This window comes from Proteus sp. G4380 (assembly GCF_963885725.1).
In the GTDB taxonomy this organism is placed as follows: domain Bacteria; phylum Pseudomonadota; class Gammaproteobacteria; order Enterobacterales; family Enterobacteriaceae; genus Proteus; species Proteus mirabilis.
Genome location: NZ_CAWPAV010000144.1, coordinates 1 through 17019, shown reverse-complemented (window position 1 = coordinate 17019; position 17019 = coordinate 1). Strand labels below are relative to the sequence as shown.

13 protein-coding genes are annotated in these 17019 nt (G+C 40.1%); 10 read left to right on the top strand and 3 right to left on the bottom strand.

From position 1 onward, the window contains the following. Positions 1-87: 87 nt before the first annotated feature. Entirely contained in the window at positions 88-879 is a 792-nt protein-coding gene (locus tag AACU98_RS13070; RefSeq protein ID WP_004245235.1) for an energy transducer TonB, read from the bottom strand. 171 nt (positions 880-1050) lie between these two features. Between AACU98_RS13070 and AACU98_RS13065 the strand changes: the two genes are divergently transcribed. The 5 genes from AACU98_RS13065 to AACU98_RS13045 all read left to right on the top strand — a co-directional run bounded on the left by AACU98_RS13065 (position 1051) and on the right by AACU98_RS13045 (position 10016). Beyond that, complete coding sequence (locus AACU98_RS13065) at positions 1051-1599, top strand: RNA polymerase sigma factor (protein WP_004248947.1); 549 nt, start codon at positions 1051-1053, stop codon at positions 1597-1599. Continuing rightward, a complete protein-coding gene (locus AACU98_RS13060) occupies positions 1589-2602 on the top strand; it encodes a FecR family protein (RefSeq protein ID WP_004245237.1) in 1014 nt (337 codons plus the stop codon). The genes AACU98_RS13065 and AACU98_RS13060 overlap by 11 nt, the downstream gene beginning before the upstream one ends. A 103-nt stretch (positions 2603-2705) precedes the next feature. Then, on the top strand, positions 2706-5456 hold the full coding sequence (locus AACU98_RS13055; RefSeq protein WP_161734869.1) for a TonB-dependent receptor: 2751 nt from the start codon (positions 2706-2708) through the stop codon (positions 5454-5456). A 62-nt stretch (positions 5457-5518) separates the two neighbouring features. Next, on the top strand, positions 5519-7228 hold the full coding sequence (locus AACU98_RS13050) for an ABC transporter ATP-binding protein/permease (RefSeq protein ID WP_161734866.1): 1710 nt from the start codon (positions 5519-5521) through the stop codon (positions 7226-7228). Further along, positions 7218-10016 (top strand): M16 family metallopeptidase, encoded by a 2799-nt coding sequence (locus tag AACU98_RS13045; protein WP_161734863.1) that lies wholly within the window; start codon positions 7218-7220, stop codon positions 10014-10016. The genes AACU98_RS13050 and AACU98_RS13045 overlap by 11 nt, the downstream gene beginning before the upstream one ends. Positions 10017-10132: 116 nt before the next feature. Here AACU98_RS13045 and AACU98_RS13040 read toward each other — a convergent pair whose 3' ends face one another. Next, positions 10133-10549 carry a DoxX family protein gene (locus AACU98_RS13040; protein WP_004245241.1) on the bottom strand — a complete coding sequence of 139 codons (417 nt, stop codon included), beginning with the start codon at positions 10547-10549 and terminating at the stop codon, positions 10133-10135. A gap of 269 nt (positions 10550-10818) precedes the next feature. Here AACU98_RS13040 and AACU98_RS13035 point away from each other — a divergent pair, with 269 nt between their 5' ends. Beyond that, complete coding sequence (locus tag AACU98_RS13035) at positions 10819-12837, top strand: oxidoreductase (RefSeq protein ID WP_004245242.1); 2019 nt, start codon at positions 10819-10821, stop codon at positions 12835-12837. A 138-nt stretch (positions 12838-12975) separates the two neighbouring features. On the opposite strand, the gene sstT is transcribed toward AACU98_RS13035, so the two are convergent. Continuing rightward, positions 12976-14229, bottom strand: a complete 1254-nt coding sequence (gene sstT, locus AACU98_RS13030) for a serine/threonine transporter SstT (protein WP_004245243.1) — start codon at positions 14227-14229, stop codon at positions 12976-12978. Positions 14230-14952: 723 nt separating this feature from the next. Here sstT and AACU98_RS13025 point away from each other — a divergent pair. The 4 genes from AACU98_RS13025 (at position 14953) to AACU98_RS13010 (ending at position 16877) form a co-directional block, all read left to right on the top strand. Then, positions 14953-15621 (top strand): DedA family protein, encoded by a 669-nt coding sequence (locus tag AACU98_RS13025; protein ID WP_004245245.1) that lies wholly within the window; start codon positions 14953-14955, stop codon positions 15619-15621. A gap of 244 nt (positions 15622-15865) precedes the next feature. Continuing rightward, positions 15866-16171, top strand: coding sequence for a DUF883 family protein (locus tag AACU98_RS13020; RefSeq protein WP_004245246.1), 306 nt, complete (start codon positions 15866-15868; stop codon positions 16169-16171). A 6-nt stretch (positions 16172-16177) separates the two neighbouring features. Beyond that, entirely contained in the window at positions 16178-16588 is a 411-nt protein-coding gene (locus AACU98_RS13015; RefSeq protein WP_004248939.1) for a phage holin family protein, read from the top strand. Further along, on the top strand, positions 16572-16877 hold the full coding sequence (locus AACU98_RS13010) for a YqjK-like family protein (protein WP_004245248.1): 306 nt from the start codon (positions 16572-16574) through the stop codon (positions 16875-16877). The genes AACU98_RS13015 and AACU98_RS13010 overlap by 17 nt, the downstream gene beginning before the upstream one ends. Positions 16878-17019 lie beyond the last annotated feature (142 nt).

Genomic DNA, 17019 nt, shown 5'->3' with positions numbered 1-17019 from the left:
GATTCAGACATCAGTCTGAACGCAGTAGGGATCCACGTCCTTTAGGGCGTGGAGGATGTCAATGGCTTACACTATTCAATGACGATATTAACTACTTTGCCGATAGTCAAAGCTCAAGGGTGCAATAAATGAGAAAGAGCCGTTAACTAAACGGTGGCTTTCAGGTGCCGGAAATGGCGATGCCCGTTTAATAGTGTTAATCGCTTCTTTATCAAGGATACGATTACCAGACGAGGTTTGTATACTCACATCTAATAACTCACCTTTTGCATTGAGCGAAATTTCAACTTGTGTCACTCCCGTCGCTTTAAAACGTAATGCTGCACGAGGGTAACGTTTATACATATCAATATGGCTATGGACTAAACTTTCCCACCCCATTTGACCACTGCGAGATGATGAAGCGGTACTGGTAAAATCGGCACTACTGGTCGCGTTTTCACCTGATAAAGGGGCGGTTGTGGTATCTGCTGGCGCTTCTGAAACGGGAAGATCATCAGGCACTTTTACCACGACAGGCTTAGGCTTAACCACGGGTTTCACCTTTGGCTTTTCCGCAACTCGCTCATAAGTTCCCTGTTCGACTACAGGCATTTTAGGCACATCAAGTTGCTCTTTCATCGGCTCTGGCTCGGCAGCTTCTGGAACTGACATCACCTGTTCAGGCCCAACAGGAACCTCTTTGGGTTCTGCTTTTGCCAATTGATAAAGCCCCACTTGCATCGTCATTGCTGGAGGTAAAACCGCATATTGCTCATCTTTCGTCGTTATCCAACCTATAGCAACAACAACCAAGGTGACATGAAACACAATACTGGCAGTTAACCCACCAATAGAAAAGGACCAACGGCGTGGAAAAGTCGCCGACATACTACTCATAATTCTTGCCTCTGATTTTCTTTCTAATGAATTATAGGCATAATACAAACACAAATGATATTGCTTATTATTAATAATACAATAAAAAATTAGCTAAATATTGATTATAAAAATTCCTTATTAGAAGCAGTAAGAGCTTATTATTTCACTCTTTTTTAGACACCAGAGACTATGACTAGCGATAAATCATTAGCACAAAAAATCAGTTGTGCCTACCAATCAACCTATGGTCAGCTTGTACGTTTTTTCCAAAAACGCACGGGTAATCACCATGATGCGGATGATTTGTCTCAAGATGTGTTTACACTATGGCTAAATCGAAAAGAACAAACTCCTGTCCAAGAGCAGCGTGCTTTTTTATTTAAAATAGCGAACCACGTTTTGATCGATCATTGGAGGAAAAACCAAAAACAAAAAAATATCTATCAAGAAGATTATCAATTAGAAGATGCGGTACAGACCTATACGACAGAGCTTGATCCCGGGCACGTCCTTGAGCATCAACAGCGTTTAGATTTACTGACACAAGCTATTGATACTCTTCCTCCCCGCCGTCGAGAAGCTTTTATTCTTTATCGCTTTGATGGATTATCACAAAGCGAAATTGCAGAACAAATGGAAATTTCGATAAGCATGGTAGAGAAACATATTGCCGCAGCACTATTACATTGTAAAAGATATGTCGATGCAGGACAGGAGAAATGCACCAATGACGAGTAAGTCGGGAAATCAACCTCACACAGATGAGGCGCCTGCAACGCTTTTGGCAGATACCCATGATCAATTAAGCCAGCAATCTATTGATGAACAAGCTGCGCTTTGGTTCACCCGTCAACATAGTCAGCAAATGAGTTCACAGCAACGACAAGCCTTTAAACAGTGGGTAGCAGATAAAGATAATCAACAAGCTTATCAAGCTATCGCGGAAATTTGGCATAGTTGTGAAGCCTTACCACGCCCTACTATTGTGCCTATAGAAAAAAGGAAATCTTCACTCTGGCGCCCCTTTATTCACACTACAGCCGCACTCTGTTTAGTTGCTGTGTTATATCTTCCTTATAGTCATTTACCTGCCCTGTTAATGGATAATATGACCTTAGCCACCAGCAATTTTCCTAAAGAGATGACCCTCGCTGATGGCTCTAAAGTTTTTTTAAATAGAAATACACAGGTACGCGTCTCGTATGTCCAAACCCAAAGACGCCTTTGGTTAGATAAAGGTGAGGCTTATTTTAAAGTAAAACCCAATCCTTATCGGCCATTTTATGTCCATGCTGATGAGCGATTAATTAAAGTTGTCGGTACTGAATTTGAAGTGAGTCGTTATCAAAATAATCAAATTAGTGTCGCCGTACATGAAGGCATTGTTGAAGTTAAAGCCACAGAAAAATCCCCTGCGACTTACCTATATGCTGGCTCTCAAGCAATTAGCCAATCAACTGATAATCAATTTGTCATTTCCTCAGTCAATGCTGATTCTGTAGCAAGCTGGCGTTTTGGGCAACTCCATTTCTTTGAACAACCACTTGGTGACGTGATCACTAAATTAAAACCTTATCTGGATATCAACGTTCATATCTCATCAGCCGATGTAGCAAAAATAAAGGTATCAGGTGTAGCAAATATTAATGACGCGAAAAGCTTTATTACTGCACTTCCGCTACTTTTACCGGTTAATGTTATTTTTACTGATAAAAATAATGTGTTAATTATCAATAAGTAAAAACAAACATGAAAAATATTCTTTTTTACAGGTGAGGATAATTCTCATTTCACCCTCTTACTTAGTAACAAAAATTATTAAGTCTATGAATGGGATTGGTGAAATGAGAATAAATAATAAAAAAAGGCCTCTAAAAAGGTCGCTACTCACATTATTAATAACGGCTACCGTGGCAGCCCCTTATAGTTATGCGGCAACGCTATCAGTCTCTTTACCAGAGCAATCTTTAGCTGATTCTTTAAACACTATTGCTAAACAAGGTCAGGTACAAATTCTGTTTGATGCCAACGCAATAAAAAACTTACGGGCTCCTGCACTCTCTGGTCAATATGAAACCCATACCGCATTACAAAAGGTGTTAATCGGTAGTGGTATGGAAATTATTTCACAGGGAAATGGCTTTGTTATTCGTCCATTAGCAACAAGCAGTACGATTGTGATCCCTGAAGTTAAAGTCACAGGGGTGGGAAGCAGTTATCATCCTGCTACAGATGTTGTTTCAGCACCACAATACATCACCTCTGAAGAGATAAAGCAACGTAATACTGGCGATGGCAATGTCACCGACTTACTTAAAAGTAACCCTGCGGTTCAATTTGCAAATAACGATAGCAACTCGATGAACCAAGGTGAAATTAAGCCCTCACGTATTTCTATTCATGGCTCCAGTAGCTATCAAAATGCCTATAAACTTGATGGCGTCAGTTTTAATAATGACTTTGATCCGGCAAATTCGGGCAATGGTGAAACCAATACCCGTATTACCAGTGATGAGCAAGGGATGTATCTTGATAGTCGACTTATTGATAGTGTCACCGTTTACGATAACAATATTCCCGTTGAATTTGGCGGATTTACTGGAGGCACAGTTGAAGTACAAAGTCGTCGTTGGTCTGGTGAGACCCATGCCAATGCCTATTACCGTACTACCCGTTCAAGCTGGAATAATATTTTCACCGATTCCAAATTAAAATTTGATACTGCAAATAATGATTTTAGTAATCCAGCCCGTTTCCAGAAAAAATATGATAAACAAAACTATGGCGGTTGGTTTGAAACAGGTTTAACGGAAAATACAGGATTAATTTTCTCAGCTTCTCGTCGGGAATCAACCATTCCGATGATGATAAGTGCTGAAGGGGGAATTGTTCACACCCCTGAAGGCGAATTAGAGCATGTATTACAAAGCCCACATTATCGTGATCAAACGCGTACTTCAGATAACTACTTTATCAAATATTCTTGGAATATCTCTGATAAACAATCTTTTGATCTATCAAGTAATATTGCCCGCTATAAGAGCTATCTGTTCTCCAGCTCTGTGTATAACTCCGGTTATGATAATGAGCATAATGGACTCAGTTTTACTGCCCTTTATAAGCATCAACTTGCGCTAGGAACCTTAGAGTTAACCGCAGGTTATCAAAATCTGGAAGATAAACGCACCAATGATCAAGACTACTTTATCAAAGTAGAAGATTACACTGATTGGCAACACCCTAATCAAGTCTCCAGTGGTGGCCAAGGTGATCTGCGTAGTAAACAAGAAACCTATAGCGCCAAGAGTATTATGCGTTTTGATCCCATCGTGTGGGGTGTCGTCACTCATCGCCCCACCACCGGATTTGAAATTAGTCGCACCAAAGGCGCTTATATTCGTGATAAAACCTATTACAACTATACCTATCGCGGCATGACGGTCAATGATGAATGGATGGGAAGCTTATCACAAACGACGCGTTTTCTAGCGGGTACCCATAATGCGTCTTATACCAATTATTCATTTTTTATTGACGATAATATTCAATATAAACGCCTCACCTTACGTCCCGGTGTACGTTTAGATCGTGATGATTTTGTACAAAAAAACAACCTCTCACCTCGTTTAAGTGCTACTTACGATATTTGGGGCACAGGTAATACTTTAATTATTGGTGGGGTAAACCGTTACTATGGACGTTCAATGCTCACTTACGCCCTTTATGGTGCGCAAAATGCCGGTTTACAACACTGCTATTTTGACTGTCAAACATCGGAGGAAAAGTGGACTAATCGTACCGACTTTGATGGTGTTGATTCACTAAAAACCCCCTATAACGATGAATTCACTTTAGGTCTACAACAAGAGATAGCCTCAACCACTTGGCGTTTACAGTATGTGCATCGCAATGGTCGTGATGAGGTGCGTAGTGATACTAAATATCCAGACTCAACCATTGATGAGAAACGTGCTATCCGCCACTTCAATAATAATGGCCGTAGTACACACGATACCTTAACGCTCTCCGTGAGAAATAGCCAACCATGGGAGCTTGCTAAAGCCGACCACGTCTTTAATGCTTCGATTAGCTGGCAAAAAAGCAAAACCAATACGCCAAAAGACTCAGGTTATGCCAATTTTGATCCCAGCGTTCAAGGGATGAACTATGACAAGGTGTGGTATGGCGGAAAAATTATCAATGCCAAAGACTTACCTTCTGACAACTTTAACTCGCCGTTAAAAGTGACCGCTGAGCTAACCAGTGTTTGGGATGATGTAGGGGTGACTTGGTTTAACCGTTTGCAATGGAATGGAGCTCGTTCACAAGCAGAGAAAGCTAATAATGGTGCGCCAAAACCAAGTGAGTACGGCCCGCTATTTGAATATAAAAAACGTCATTACAGTAGTCGTTTTACTTGGGATACCAAGCTCAGTTGGCAGCCTGAATTTGCTTACGGTGTAGGCATTTCCGTTGAAGTGAATAACGTACTCAATACCAAAAATGTCAATGATTACATTACCTATCAAGATAAAGAGTACAAATCTTACGAGCCAGGTCGACAGTTCTGGTTACAAGTCAGCTATGACTATTAAAAATTGATGAAGTTAATGTGAGCAACCGAGTCAATAAACAATAAAAACATGACAAATAAGCAATGAAAACAATAAAACAATTTTTCTATTTGGTTTCACCTTTTTGGGGGCGGCGTGCCGCCCTTTACTGCTGGTTCCTATTAATTCTCTCTTTAACGTTAACCCTCTCATCCGTTTGGTTTAACGTCAAAATGAATGAATGGAATGGCAGCTTCTATAACGCCCTACAACAACTCGATGGGCAAGCCTTATATAAACTGCTTCAACAGTTTGTGATTATTATTGCCGGATTAATTACCGTAGTCGTGATGGGTGATTTCTTACGCCAAAAAATGATCATTCGCTGGCGTGAAGGTATGACAGAGCAAGTGCTTGAGCGCTGGCTATCAAAAAATAGTAAACACTATATGTTGCGGTTAACCTCGCAAGAGCCAGACAACCCCGACCAACGAATTGCTGAAGATATTCGTTTACTGATTGAATCGACAATGCGCTTAACAGTGACCTTTTTACATTCACTGTTAACGCTTATCTCTTTTGCCACTATTTTATGGTCACTCTCTGGTGCGCTCTCTTTCTCTTTAGCAGGCAAAGAGTGGAATATACCGGGTTATATGTTCTGGGCCTGTATTATTTATACCCTTATCGGGATCACCATCACCCAGCTCATTGGTTCTCCATTACGTAAAATCAATATGGATAAACAGCGTAAAGAGGCAGATTACCGTACTGCGCTTATCACACGTAAACAACATGGTGATGCTATTGCTGGTCAACGGGGTGAAATGAGCGATCGTCATGAACTGATGGGACGCTTTTTAGGGGTGATCCGCAACTGGAATAACCTTATCCGTTATGAAAGAAACCTTGCTTTCTTTACTGTGGGTTATCAGCAAGCCACGGCAATGGCGCCAATTATTTTTGCTTTGCCAAAATTCCTCGCCGGCGAATTAATGCTAGGGGGATTAATGCAGTTACGACAAGCCTTCTCCAGTGTTGCTGGGGCATTAAGCTGGTTTATTTTCTCCTATAAAGAGATTGCCGCATGGCAGGCAACGGTTACCCGTCTTTATCATTTTGTGGTGTTGTTAGAGCATGATCACCAACCTGAGATCACCGAGTTAGATAATAAACAAACTAAGCTGACAGCCAATTTATCGCTATTTATGCAAGACGATAGATTATTAATTAACAATATCCACTTTTCTCTCAAAGCGGGTGAATTGGCGGTAATTGAAGGTAGCTCAGGTATCGGGAAATCAACGCTGTTACGTGCGTTAAGCGGCCACTGGCCTTATTTTAAAGGAGATATTCAACGGGTAACCAATATCAGTTGGCTCCCACAACGTATGTATCTGCCTGTTGCCCGCTTAGATAACTTATTGGCTTATCCTTGCCAAGCATCTCAGTTCTCACAACAAGAGTACCAAGAAGTGCTTCATTGGGTGGGGCTAGATAAAATAAAAAATCAGCTTTCACTGGAAACAGATTGGACAACACGCTTATCCGGTGGTGAACAACAACGTCTTATCTTTGCCCGTTTATTACTCAATAAACCCGATCTTATTTTATTAGATGAAACCACATCCGCTCTTGATGAACAAAATGCCCTACATATGTTGTTATTACTTAAACAGCATCTACCAACCTCGGGCATTGTCTTAGTCAGTCATCAGCGTTTCACTCACGCTATTGCCGAGCAAGTAATTTCATTACAAGCGCCGACTGCGTCCTCCTCTCAATCAGCTGGAGTTACTGAATATGTATCGTAAGTTACTGATTATCTCAGTCAGTTTATCACTTCTGGGTTGTGCAACAGGCACCTCGTCTGAGCATACCAATAATACCCTTTCACTGCGCCCCGATATTCGCCATTTTACGCTTGATAATGGCTTAAATGTCTATTTGCTACAACGCCCACAAACGGGGGTTGAAATGCATTTACTGGTGAAAAGTGGCTCGGTACAAGAAGATGAAAAACAACTTGGCTTTGCCCACTTTACCGAGCATATGGCCTTTAAAGGCACGACTCATTTTCCGGGAACAACTGGGTTTAAACAGCTTGAAAGCCTAGGAATGAAGTTGGGGAGTCATGTTAATGCGGCAACGAGCTTAAACTCAACAACCTATAAATTATCCCTGCCTAATGCCAATCCGACCCAAATAAAAACAGGGTTGAGGATCTTATCCGATTGGGCCTTTGGCATGACATTTGATCCCGTTGAGTTTGATAAAGAGCGTCCGGTGATCGTCGAGGAGTGGCGATTACGCCAAGGTATTGGTTTTCGTATTAATCGCCAACTTGAAGAGTTACGTTATTATGGCAGTCGTTATCTAGATCGTGATCCCATTGGGGACTTAGATATCGTTAAGCATGGTGATGTCAAAGAAGCAAAACGTTATTACGATACTTGGTATCAGCCTGAAAGAATGGCATTGGTGTTAGTGGGCAATTTTAATCAAGGCGATGCGATTGCTGATATTACCCAAATGTTCAATGCAAAAAATAGTGAAAACAAAGGCGTTGACTCTCCATCATGGCACCACTTTATCGACAATAAAGATTTATTAGTAAAGACGATTTTTGATAAAGAGCAAGGCTCACGCATTGTGCAATTCACTCTACAGCGTACACTGCCTGCACCATTAAATAGTCGCCAAGGTCAATATGATGATTTAATGGACTCGTTGTGGCTCTCCATCTTAAACCAGCGCTTTTCAACCATTGTTGATAATGGGTTAGTGCCTTCCGTCAGTGCCAATACACAAGGTGCGATGTTAGATGCCCGTCGCTCACAACAATTGATGATTGCCCATCCTAAAGGGGATGATTATCAAGGTACATTAGATATTCTATTTACTGAGGTACAGCGTTTAGCCTCACAACCAGTATCTCAGCAAGAGTTAGATAATGCCCGCAATGCGCTGTTAAAACGTCTTAGCCAACAAGCTGCTGGTGAAGAGCGCTATGAGCATGGTTATTTAGCTAACCAAATTACTACGGCACTTGAATTAGAAATGCCAATCCAAAGCAAAAAGCAGGCGTTAAACTTAAGTTATCAACTAATAAATAACGTTACACCTGATACCTTAAAACACTATTTTGCCCAATACCTAACACAAGCTTCACCACGAGTGGCAATTATCGGCCCAGATAGTGATAGTCAGGTATTTAGTGCCACTAAAGCCTCGCAACGCTGGCAAGAGATTAGACAATCTGATCCCGGTGCGTTTACATTGAAAACCCATGCGGTGGTATTAGATATTAAACCTGAGCAAACCGGTACTATTGTCACCACACAAACACTTCCGATTGAAAAAACACAGCTGTGGACACTGAGCAATAACGTAAAAGTTATTATTAAAAATGACCAGTGGCTAAAAGACAATATCCAAGTATCACTGCGTATTCCCGGAGGTGTTTCTCTGGAAACAGGACAAAGTTTAGGCTTGGTTCAGTGGGCATTAAACTTACCAGAAGTGAGTGGATATGGGCATTACAACGCAAGAGAGTTAGCGTTATTTAGTAAACAGCATCAAATCAGTTTGCGTCCATACAGTGAGTTGTTATTCCACGGCTTGCGTGGCGAAGCGCCTATTGATGAGTTAGACACCTTGTTGGCCTTATTGCATTTAAAAGTGACAGCACCACAATTTAATGGGCAAAAATTAGAGCAACAAAAACAAGCAACGGCATTAGGGATCGCCAAAACACCAGTTGAACGTATTTTCTTAGATCATATTAATAAAGAGAGCTATCAAAACGGCGAGCGCTTAGTGATTTCGCCACAAGGCCCTTGGCAACAGTTTACCGCCCAACAATTACAACAAACGAATCAATCACTTCTAGGACAGCCTGCCGATATGGTATTGGTGATTAGTGGGCCTATTAACCTAAATCAGGTCAAACCGATGATCGAACGTTGGATAGCAACGCTACCGACACGTTCATCGCAACGTCTATTTTGGGCTGATCCGGCGATTAATCCCAAATTAAGCTCATTTAATAAAACCTACCCTATTGCCAGTAGCGATAAGAGTATGATCAGTATTCAATACGCAGCCAAAGCCCAATGGTCACAACAGCAACTGTTAGCACTTAACTTGCTTGATACCGTTGTCAGCCAACGTTTAAGGCTTAATCTTCGTGAACGAGCGGGCGGGATCTACTCGCTAGGCTTTTCTGAGTCATTAACCAAGCTACCAAGTAGTTTTTATACCGGACGTTTAAACTTTACCGCATCACCACAGCGGGCAGATGAATTAATTGCACTTGCGCGTAAAGTGGTCAATGACGTAAAACAAGCGGGTATTACCGATAAAGAATTACAAGAGGCAAAAAATATTTGGTTAACTGAATATGGGCAAGCCAAAGAGAGTGCTAGCTATTGGACTGATGCACTTGCTCAAGTGGCAACAGATGACCAACAATATCAACGACTATTAACTGAGACTGCGATTGTCAACGGAATAAGTGTCAGTGATGTTAATCAAGTTGCTCGTCAGTGGTTGGGTGAAAATGAAAAAATCTTCAAACTAACACCGCCAACAAAGCAATAAATTTCTATTTATCACTTTAATAATAAACGCCCAGCATATCTTTATTCTGGGCGTTTATTCATCTAACCTGAATAACTTAGCAATATTTCATTCAATATTATTGTCTATTAAATTTATTAATCTTTTTTGAGCGCCCAACGACCACTCCCCAAAAACATCACCGCAATCGCAGCAAACATATAGAAGCCAGCACTTTCAGGTGCCCATCCCCCCGTTTTGGGATCTAAGGCTAAAAGATCACCGGAATGTACCATCAGCACCGCAACCCCCATGGTTGCCGCCACAACAAATGCTGAAAATCGAGTAAATAAACCGATAATCAGTAAGATAGGACATAGAACTTCACCCAGTAATGTGCCATAAGCAATAAATGCAGGTAAATTAATATTTGCCAACATTCCCTGTATACCGGCAAGTCCTCCTGGCTCCATTTTGTGTAATCCGTGTAATAACATTAAGACACCTAGCGAAACACGTAAAACAAACTTACCTAAATCGGGGTGGTTTGTAAGCTGATTAAATTTATTAATCATAACGTCTCCAAAATCAACAATGTGATGGGCATTTTTAATACGTATTAATGGGTATTTATTATTATATGATTAAAAAATATGAATGAGTGCAATTTTTATTATCATTATTTGTTATGGTTGACGAGGCATTTAGATTATTATCGTTTAATTAGGAGCTATTCACCTTTTCCATGATTAAGATCACAACTTATTAACATAATCAACTCTTAATCAGCAACTTCTCGTTATGCTATAGATATCTCATCTGACCAGTATAAAAAAGGTATCTGATGGCACACTATTCTTATTTATTTACTCCCCTTGATTTAGGGTTTACTACGCTTAAAAATCGTATTTTGATGGGCTCTATGCATACCGGACTAGAAGAAGATCCACATGATGCACCTAAGCTTGCTGAATTTTATGCTCAAAGAGCTGCAGCAGGGGTGGCACTTATTGTCACCGGTGGGATCTCCCCTAATAAGCAAGGTGTATTATTGCCACATGCAGCAACGCTAATGTCAGAAGATCAACTCGCTTCTCATCAATTAGTCACTGATGCGGTACATAAACAGGATGGGAAAATCGCTTTACAGATTTTACATACTGGTCGTTATAGTTATCAGCCTAATTTAGTCGCCCCTTCAGCGATCCAATCACCTATCACCCCTTTTATGCCCCAAGCAATGAGTCATGAGCAGATAGAACAGACTATTGAAGATTATATTCATTGCGCTAAGTTGGCTCAGAAAGCTGGCTATGATGGTGTTGAGATCATGGGATCTGAAGGCTATTTAATTAACCAGTTTTTAGTAAGTCATACGAATCAACGCGATGATCAATGGGGTGGCTCTATTGAAAATCGCTGTCGTTTTGCATTACGTATTTTAGCTGGCATAAGAGAAGCTGTGGGTGAACACTTTATCATTATCTATCGTTTATCAATGTTAGATTTAATTACCGAGGGAGCTAATGCCTCAGAGGTATTTTATCTTGCTCAAGCAGTAGAAAAAGCCGGAGCAACCCTAATCAACAGTGGTATTGGTTGGCATGAAGCCCGTATCCCCACTATTGCCACTATGGTGCCAAGAGGGCAATTTGCTTATGTCACTCGCCAATTGATGGGGAAAATCAACATTCCTCTTATCACTTCTAATCGTATCAATACACCTCAAGTGGCTGAAGCTATTTTAGCGGAAGGCTGTGCAGATATGGTGTCTATGGCGCGTCCTTTTCTTGCCGATCCGCAATTCGTATTAAAAGCGCAACTTGGTCGCGAGGATGAGATAAACACCTGTATTGCCTGCAACCAAGCCTGCTTAGATGAGATATTCAGTGGTCACCCAGCATCTTGTCTTGTAAACCCTTTTGCCTGTCGAGAAACAGAGCTTATTTTAACCCCGACTCAAGCCCCTAAAAAAATTGCTGTCGTTGGCGCAGGCCCCGCAGGATTAGCATTTGCCATTACAGCAGCTAAACGTGGTCATCATATTACTTTATTTGAAAAAGAAGACCGTATTGGTGGACAACTCAATATTGCCAGTCAAATTCCGGGTAAAGAAGAATTTAAAGAGACATTGCGCTACTTTAAGCGGCAATTGCAAATCACAGGGGTGATCGTAAAAAATAATACGGAAGCGACACTTTCCCATCTGCAACATTTTGATGAAATTATTTTAGCCAGTGGTGTTATCCCTCATATTCCAGAGATTGATGGCCATGATAATCCGATAGTAAAAACCTATCTTGATGTCCTTAAATACCATCAGCCAACCGGCGAAAAAGTGGTGATTATTGGCAGTGGTGGTATTGGTTTTGACACTGGCCTTTATCTTACCCAAACAGGCCAATGCAGTAGTTTAAGCCCTTGTGCATTTAATAAAGAGTGGGGAATTGACCCAACACTTACGCATCGCGGAGGGATCACCTCAGCCGATCCTTTTATTAAAAAAGACAAACAGATTGTTATGACGCAACGTAAAAGTGGGAAATTTGGCTTAAGTTTAGGTAAAACAACAGGCTGGATACATCGCTTAACATTGCAGAAAAAAGGGGTCAAATGGCTAACGGGCTGCCATTATCAAAAAATTACCGAGCAAGGAGTAATAATTGAACATAATGAACAACAGCAACTGCTCGCGGCTGATAGCGTGATTTTATGTACCGGACAACAATCTTATCGTCCGCTACTGCAAGCGTTACAACAAGAAAATAAAACCGTCCATCTTATTGGCGGGGCAAAAGAGGCTAAAGCATTAGATGCCAAACGAGCCATTAAGCAGGGAACAGAATTAGCACTTACTATTTAACATTCGATTTATCATATCAATAACCAGAAACCCCATATAGTTTCCTATATGGGGTTCTGTTTTTATTATTAATTTTTGTTGTTACTTACTACCCTTCCTGTCTTACTACTCTTTATATCTATTTACTACTTATACTCTTTAGCCATTATTTTTTTCAGTTAATGGGTTGGCAACTAAACGCTCATCTTCGGCTATGCAGACCGTTGCGGTAAATAGCACATCAGTTGATGAGTTTAATGCAGTCTCTGCTGAATCTTGTAAGACACCAATCATCACACCTACCGCAACCACTTGCATCGCCAGATCATTACTAATACCGAACATGCTACAAGCAAGCGGAATTAACAGTAGCGAGCCACCAGCAACCCCTGATGCACCACAAGCACAAATAGCAGCAACAAGGCTTAGCAATAAGGCTGTTGGAATATCCACAGGCATACCCAAGGTATTTACCGCAGCAAGTGTTAAAATAGTAATAGTGATTGCCGCTCCCCCCATATTAATGGTCGCACCTAATGGGATCGAGACAGAATAGGTATCTTCATTTAAATTCATACGACGACACATTGCCATATTCACCGGAATATTAGCCGCTGAACTACGCGTAAAGAAGGCAGTAACACCACTTTCACGTAAGCAAGCCCATACTAATGGATAAGGATTACGGCGAATTTTCCAAAATACAATCAATGGGTTGACAACGAGCGCAACAAACAGCATACAACCAATTAAAACAAGTAAGACATGCAAGTAGCCAGCTAAAGCTTTAAAGCCAGTCGTAGCAATGGTTGATGACACCAAGCCAAAAATCCCGATTGGCGCTAAACGGATCACCACACGCACAAGGTTAGTTACCGCATCTGCAAAATCTTGTGTTAATGCTTTAGTCGTATCACTTGCATGGCGTAACGCTAAACCTAAGCCAATAGCCCAAGCTAAAATCCCCATATAATTGCCGTTAATCAGTGCATCTACAGGGTTAGCCACCACATTAATTAATACACCTTTTAAGACTTCAGCAATATTTTCAGGTGGCGATAGTTGTGAATTATTGACAACTAGCGTTAATACTGAGGGAAACACAAAGCTTGCCACTACTGCTGTTAGTGCAGCAAAGAAAGTCGCGAGCAGATAAAGCACTAATATGGGACGTATACTGGTTTTTTGTCCTTGACGGTGGTTGGCAATCGAAGCCATAACTAATACCCAGACTAAAACAGGCGCAACGGCTTTTAAGGCACTAATAAATAAGTTACCTAATAAGCTCATCATTTTAGCCACTTCTGGTGCTAACCAAGCCAGTAAAATACCCGCAATTAAACCAGCAAGTATTTGTTTAACGAGACTTCCCTGAAAAAGCAGGTTAAGTACTCTGGATTGTTGTTTATCCATAGTTATTCCATTACTTAAAATAATATTTAAAAAAGCAATTGTGTGCTTGCTTTTGCCAGTATAAGGAAATGAATCTTGCTGAAAAGCTTATTTTGCAAAATATACATCATTAGCTATTTTTGTTAACAACAAAATAACACAATTGTAATCATAATAGGATTTTGTTCTTTTTAACGTACAGTCCACAAATGAAAGAAATTATTATTATCATAAGGTTAGATTTAATCGTTAAATAAAAAACTAACTCTTATACTATTTACCTTGATTTTTCTTAATCACTTGATGAGTTTAATTTTAACTTTTTAATAACATTTTAATCAGTTTAACTAGCCAATTGGCAACTTTAAAACACTTTTTTTGATGAATAAATAACCATGACATTAGCTTCAATCAGCAAGGAAAAATAATGCTTTTTTATCTCAGTAAAACATCATCATAGTAATTCTATTATTACGTTTTCTTAAGGTTTTTTCTTTAAAACAACGTATCCTAAACTGGAAAACAAAAGTGAATGTCTTTTTTCAAATATTCTTGCTCAATGAAGCGCTTGTAGGGTATTTAAGTGAAAAAATTTTCTGTCTAGTTTTTATTGATTTTGTTAGAGTGTTGCTGTTTTAAACAATGAAAAATAAACCCTATGATATGTATTACGGGTAAATAGATAACAAGAGAGAATGTTTTTGTATTTACCCCCGAATGACTCAGTTTTAGGAAGCCTTTTATATGGAAATCGTAAGAGAGCTGTTCTTGGCGCTTTGGCATCAAGATTACGAAACCTTAGCGAATCCCTCACTGCTTTGGATTATTTACATTTTATTATTCAGCATACTATTCCTAGAAAACGGAGTACTACCCGCAGCTTTCTTACCAGGAGACAGCTTATTAATTTTAGTGGGTGTGTTAATTGCTAAAGGAACCATGGATTTTCCATTAACCTTACTTATTCTAACGGCAGGTGCTAGCTTAGGTTGTTGGCTGGGTTATCTGCAAGGGAAGTGGCTTGGTAACACCCGACTTGTACGAAGTTGGTTATCACATTTACCAGAACACTACCACCAACGAGCCCATGGACTTTTCCATCGACATGGCTTGGCGGCGTTACTTATTGGTCGTTTTCTCGCTTTTGTTAGAACATTATTGCCGACTATTGCCGGCCTTGCTGGCTTACAAAACGGTCGTTTTCAAGTTTTTAATTGGCTAAGTGGTCTGTTATGGGTTGGTATTTTAACCACCTTAGGCTATTTATTAGGAAATAGTCCGTTATTCCGCCAATATGAGCATCATTTAATGAATTTTCTGATGCTACTGCCTGTTTGTTTATTAGTGATTGGCCTAATCGGGAGTGTATGGGTCGTCATTAAGAAGAAAAGTAAACAGAGTAATCAACCGTAATCTATCGCTATTTCTATTATTTTCTATAGCGTTAATATTTAGCATTTTAAAGCCTGTTTTATGATTAAAACAGGCTTTTGTTTTTTATTTCAAGCTATTACTGATTATTTTTTTAATATCACCCTTGGCAAGAATAAGACTTTTCTCTTTTTTAGGGAATTAAGTCATTATTTAATTTTATTATATGGTAAATCTAGTCTATTGTTATAGGTATAACCTCATATCTTGATTAAAGGAGTTACTCATGTCACACCAACGTTCAAATGAAGATCTGCGTAGTGAATTAAAATCTCTGGCTGATACTCTAGAAGAAGTTCTGAACTCCTCGGCAGATAAATCAAAAGAGGAATTACAAAGTTTACGAGAAAAAGCTGAATATGCGCTACGTGGCTCTCGTGCAAAACTCAGTGATGCAGGTAGAGAAATCGTCGATAACACTAAAGAAATGGCGGGTAAAGCGGACAACTATGTGCGTGAAAACCCATGGACAGGTGTTGGTATTGGCGCGGCAGTAGGTGTCGTACTCGGTGTTCTACTTTCGAAACGTTAATCCATAATGAGTGATACTCAAAGACCACAGGGCCCCGCATCCGGGGTTCTGAATTCTCTTAGTCGTATTGGCGCTGTTATCGTTGGCATGGTTGAAACCCGCCTAAAATTAATCGCCATCGAACTAGAAGAAGAAAAAATTACACTTATTCAGCTTATTTTAATGGCGGGGATCACCTTATTACTCACCGCCTTTGGCTTAATGAGTCTACTTATTCTCCTCTTTTGGGTGATCCCACCTGAATATCGTATTCATGCTTTAGCGATTACAACGGCTATTTTGCTAGTTGGTGCCTTAATAGGTGCTATCATGACATTGAGAAAAGCCCGTAATTCAACGCTGTTAGGTGATACTCGCCAACAACTAGAATTAGATAAGCGTCTTTTGGAGCAATATCGCGATGAGCAAACAAAATAGACGCACCCTAGCATTAGCAAGACGCAAAAAGCTGTTGTTGGATGAAATTCAACAACAGCGCACTCAATTAGCGCAAGAGGGGCAAACATGGTTAGAGGTCACAGCACCTTATGATAAAGCATGGAATATCTTAACCTCGTTAAAACCTATCTTGTTAATAGGGGCAAGCGTGGTATCTCTTTATAGCATTAAGCACCCTAAAAAACTGGTTCGTTGGGGACGACGGGCGATAGGCGCTGTTGGTTTAATACGTACATTACAGAAGTCTGTCAAAAAAACCGCTGACTAAACATCAATTTTTTTGTGTAAGAATGTTAATTCTTCTTAATATCCTCCATATTATTTTTTCTTTATTGTATATCTCAAGCCAAACAGTGGTTATTTACACTAAAAACTGGCAATTAAACAAATAAAATACAGATATATTAAAT

Coding starts and splice junctions, on each gene's coding strand:
- AACU98_RS13065 (WP_004248947.1), top strand. CDS start 1,051: ATGACTAGCGATAAATCATTAGCACAAAAAATCAGTTGTGCCTACCAA.
- AACU98_RS13025 (WP_004245245.1), top strand. CDS start 14,953: ATGGAAATCGTAAGAGAGCTGTTCTTGGCGCTTTGGCATCAAGATTAC.
- AACU98_RS13055 (WP_161734869.1), top strand. CDS start 2,706: ATGAGAATAAATAATAAAAAAAGGCCTCTAAAAAGGTCGCTACTCACA.
- AACU98_RS13015 (WP_004248939.1), top strand. CDS start 16,178: ATGAGTGATACTCAAAGACCACAGGGCCCCGCATCCGGGGTTCTGAAT.
- sstT (WP_004245243.1), bottom strand. CDS start 14,229: ATGGATAAACAACAATCCAGAGTACTTAACCTGCTTTTTCAGGGAAGT.
- AACU98_RS13045 (WP_161734863.1), top strand. CDS start 7,218: ATGTATCGTAAGTTACTGATTATCTCAGTCAGTTTATCACTTCTGGGT.
- AACU98_RS13010 (WP_004245248.1), top strand. CDS start 16,572: ATGAGCAAACAAAATAGACGCACCCTAGCATTAGCAAGACGCAAAAAG.
- AACU98_RS13070 (WP_004245235.1), bottom strand. CDS start 879: ATGAGTAGTATGTCGGCGACTTTTCCACGCCGTTGGTCCTTTTCTATT.
- AACU98_RS13050 (WP_161734866.1), top strand. CDS start 5,519: ATGAAAACAATAAAACAATTTTTCTATTTGGTTTCACCTTTTTGGGGG.
- AACU98_RS13040 (WP_004245241.1), bottom strand. CDS start 10,549: ATGATTAATAAATTTAATCAGCTTACAAACCACCCCGATTTAGGTAAG.
- AACU98_RS13060 (WP_004245237.1), top strand. CDS start 1,589: ATGACGAGTAAGTCGGGAAATCAACCTCACACAGATGAGGCGCCTGCA.
- AACU98_RS13020 (WP_004245246.1), top strand. CDS start 15,866: ATGTCACACCAACGTTCAAATGAAGATCTGCGTAGTGAATTAAAATCT.
- AACU98_RS13035 (WP_004245242.1), top strand. CDS start 10,819: ATGGCACACTATTCTTATTTATTTACTCCCCTTGATTTAGGGTTTACT.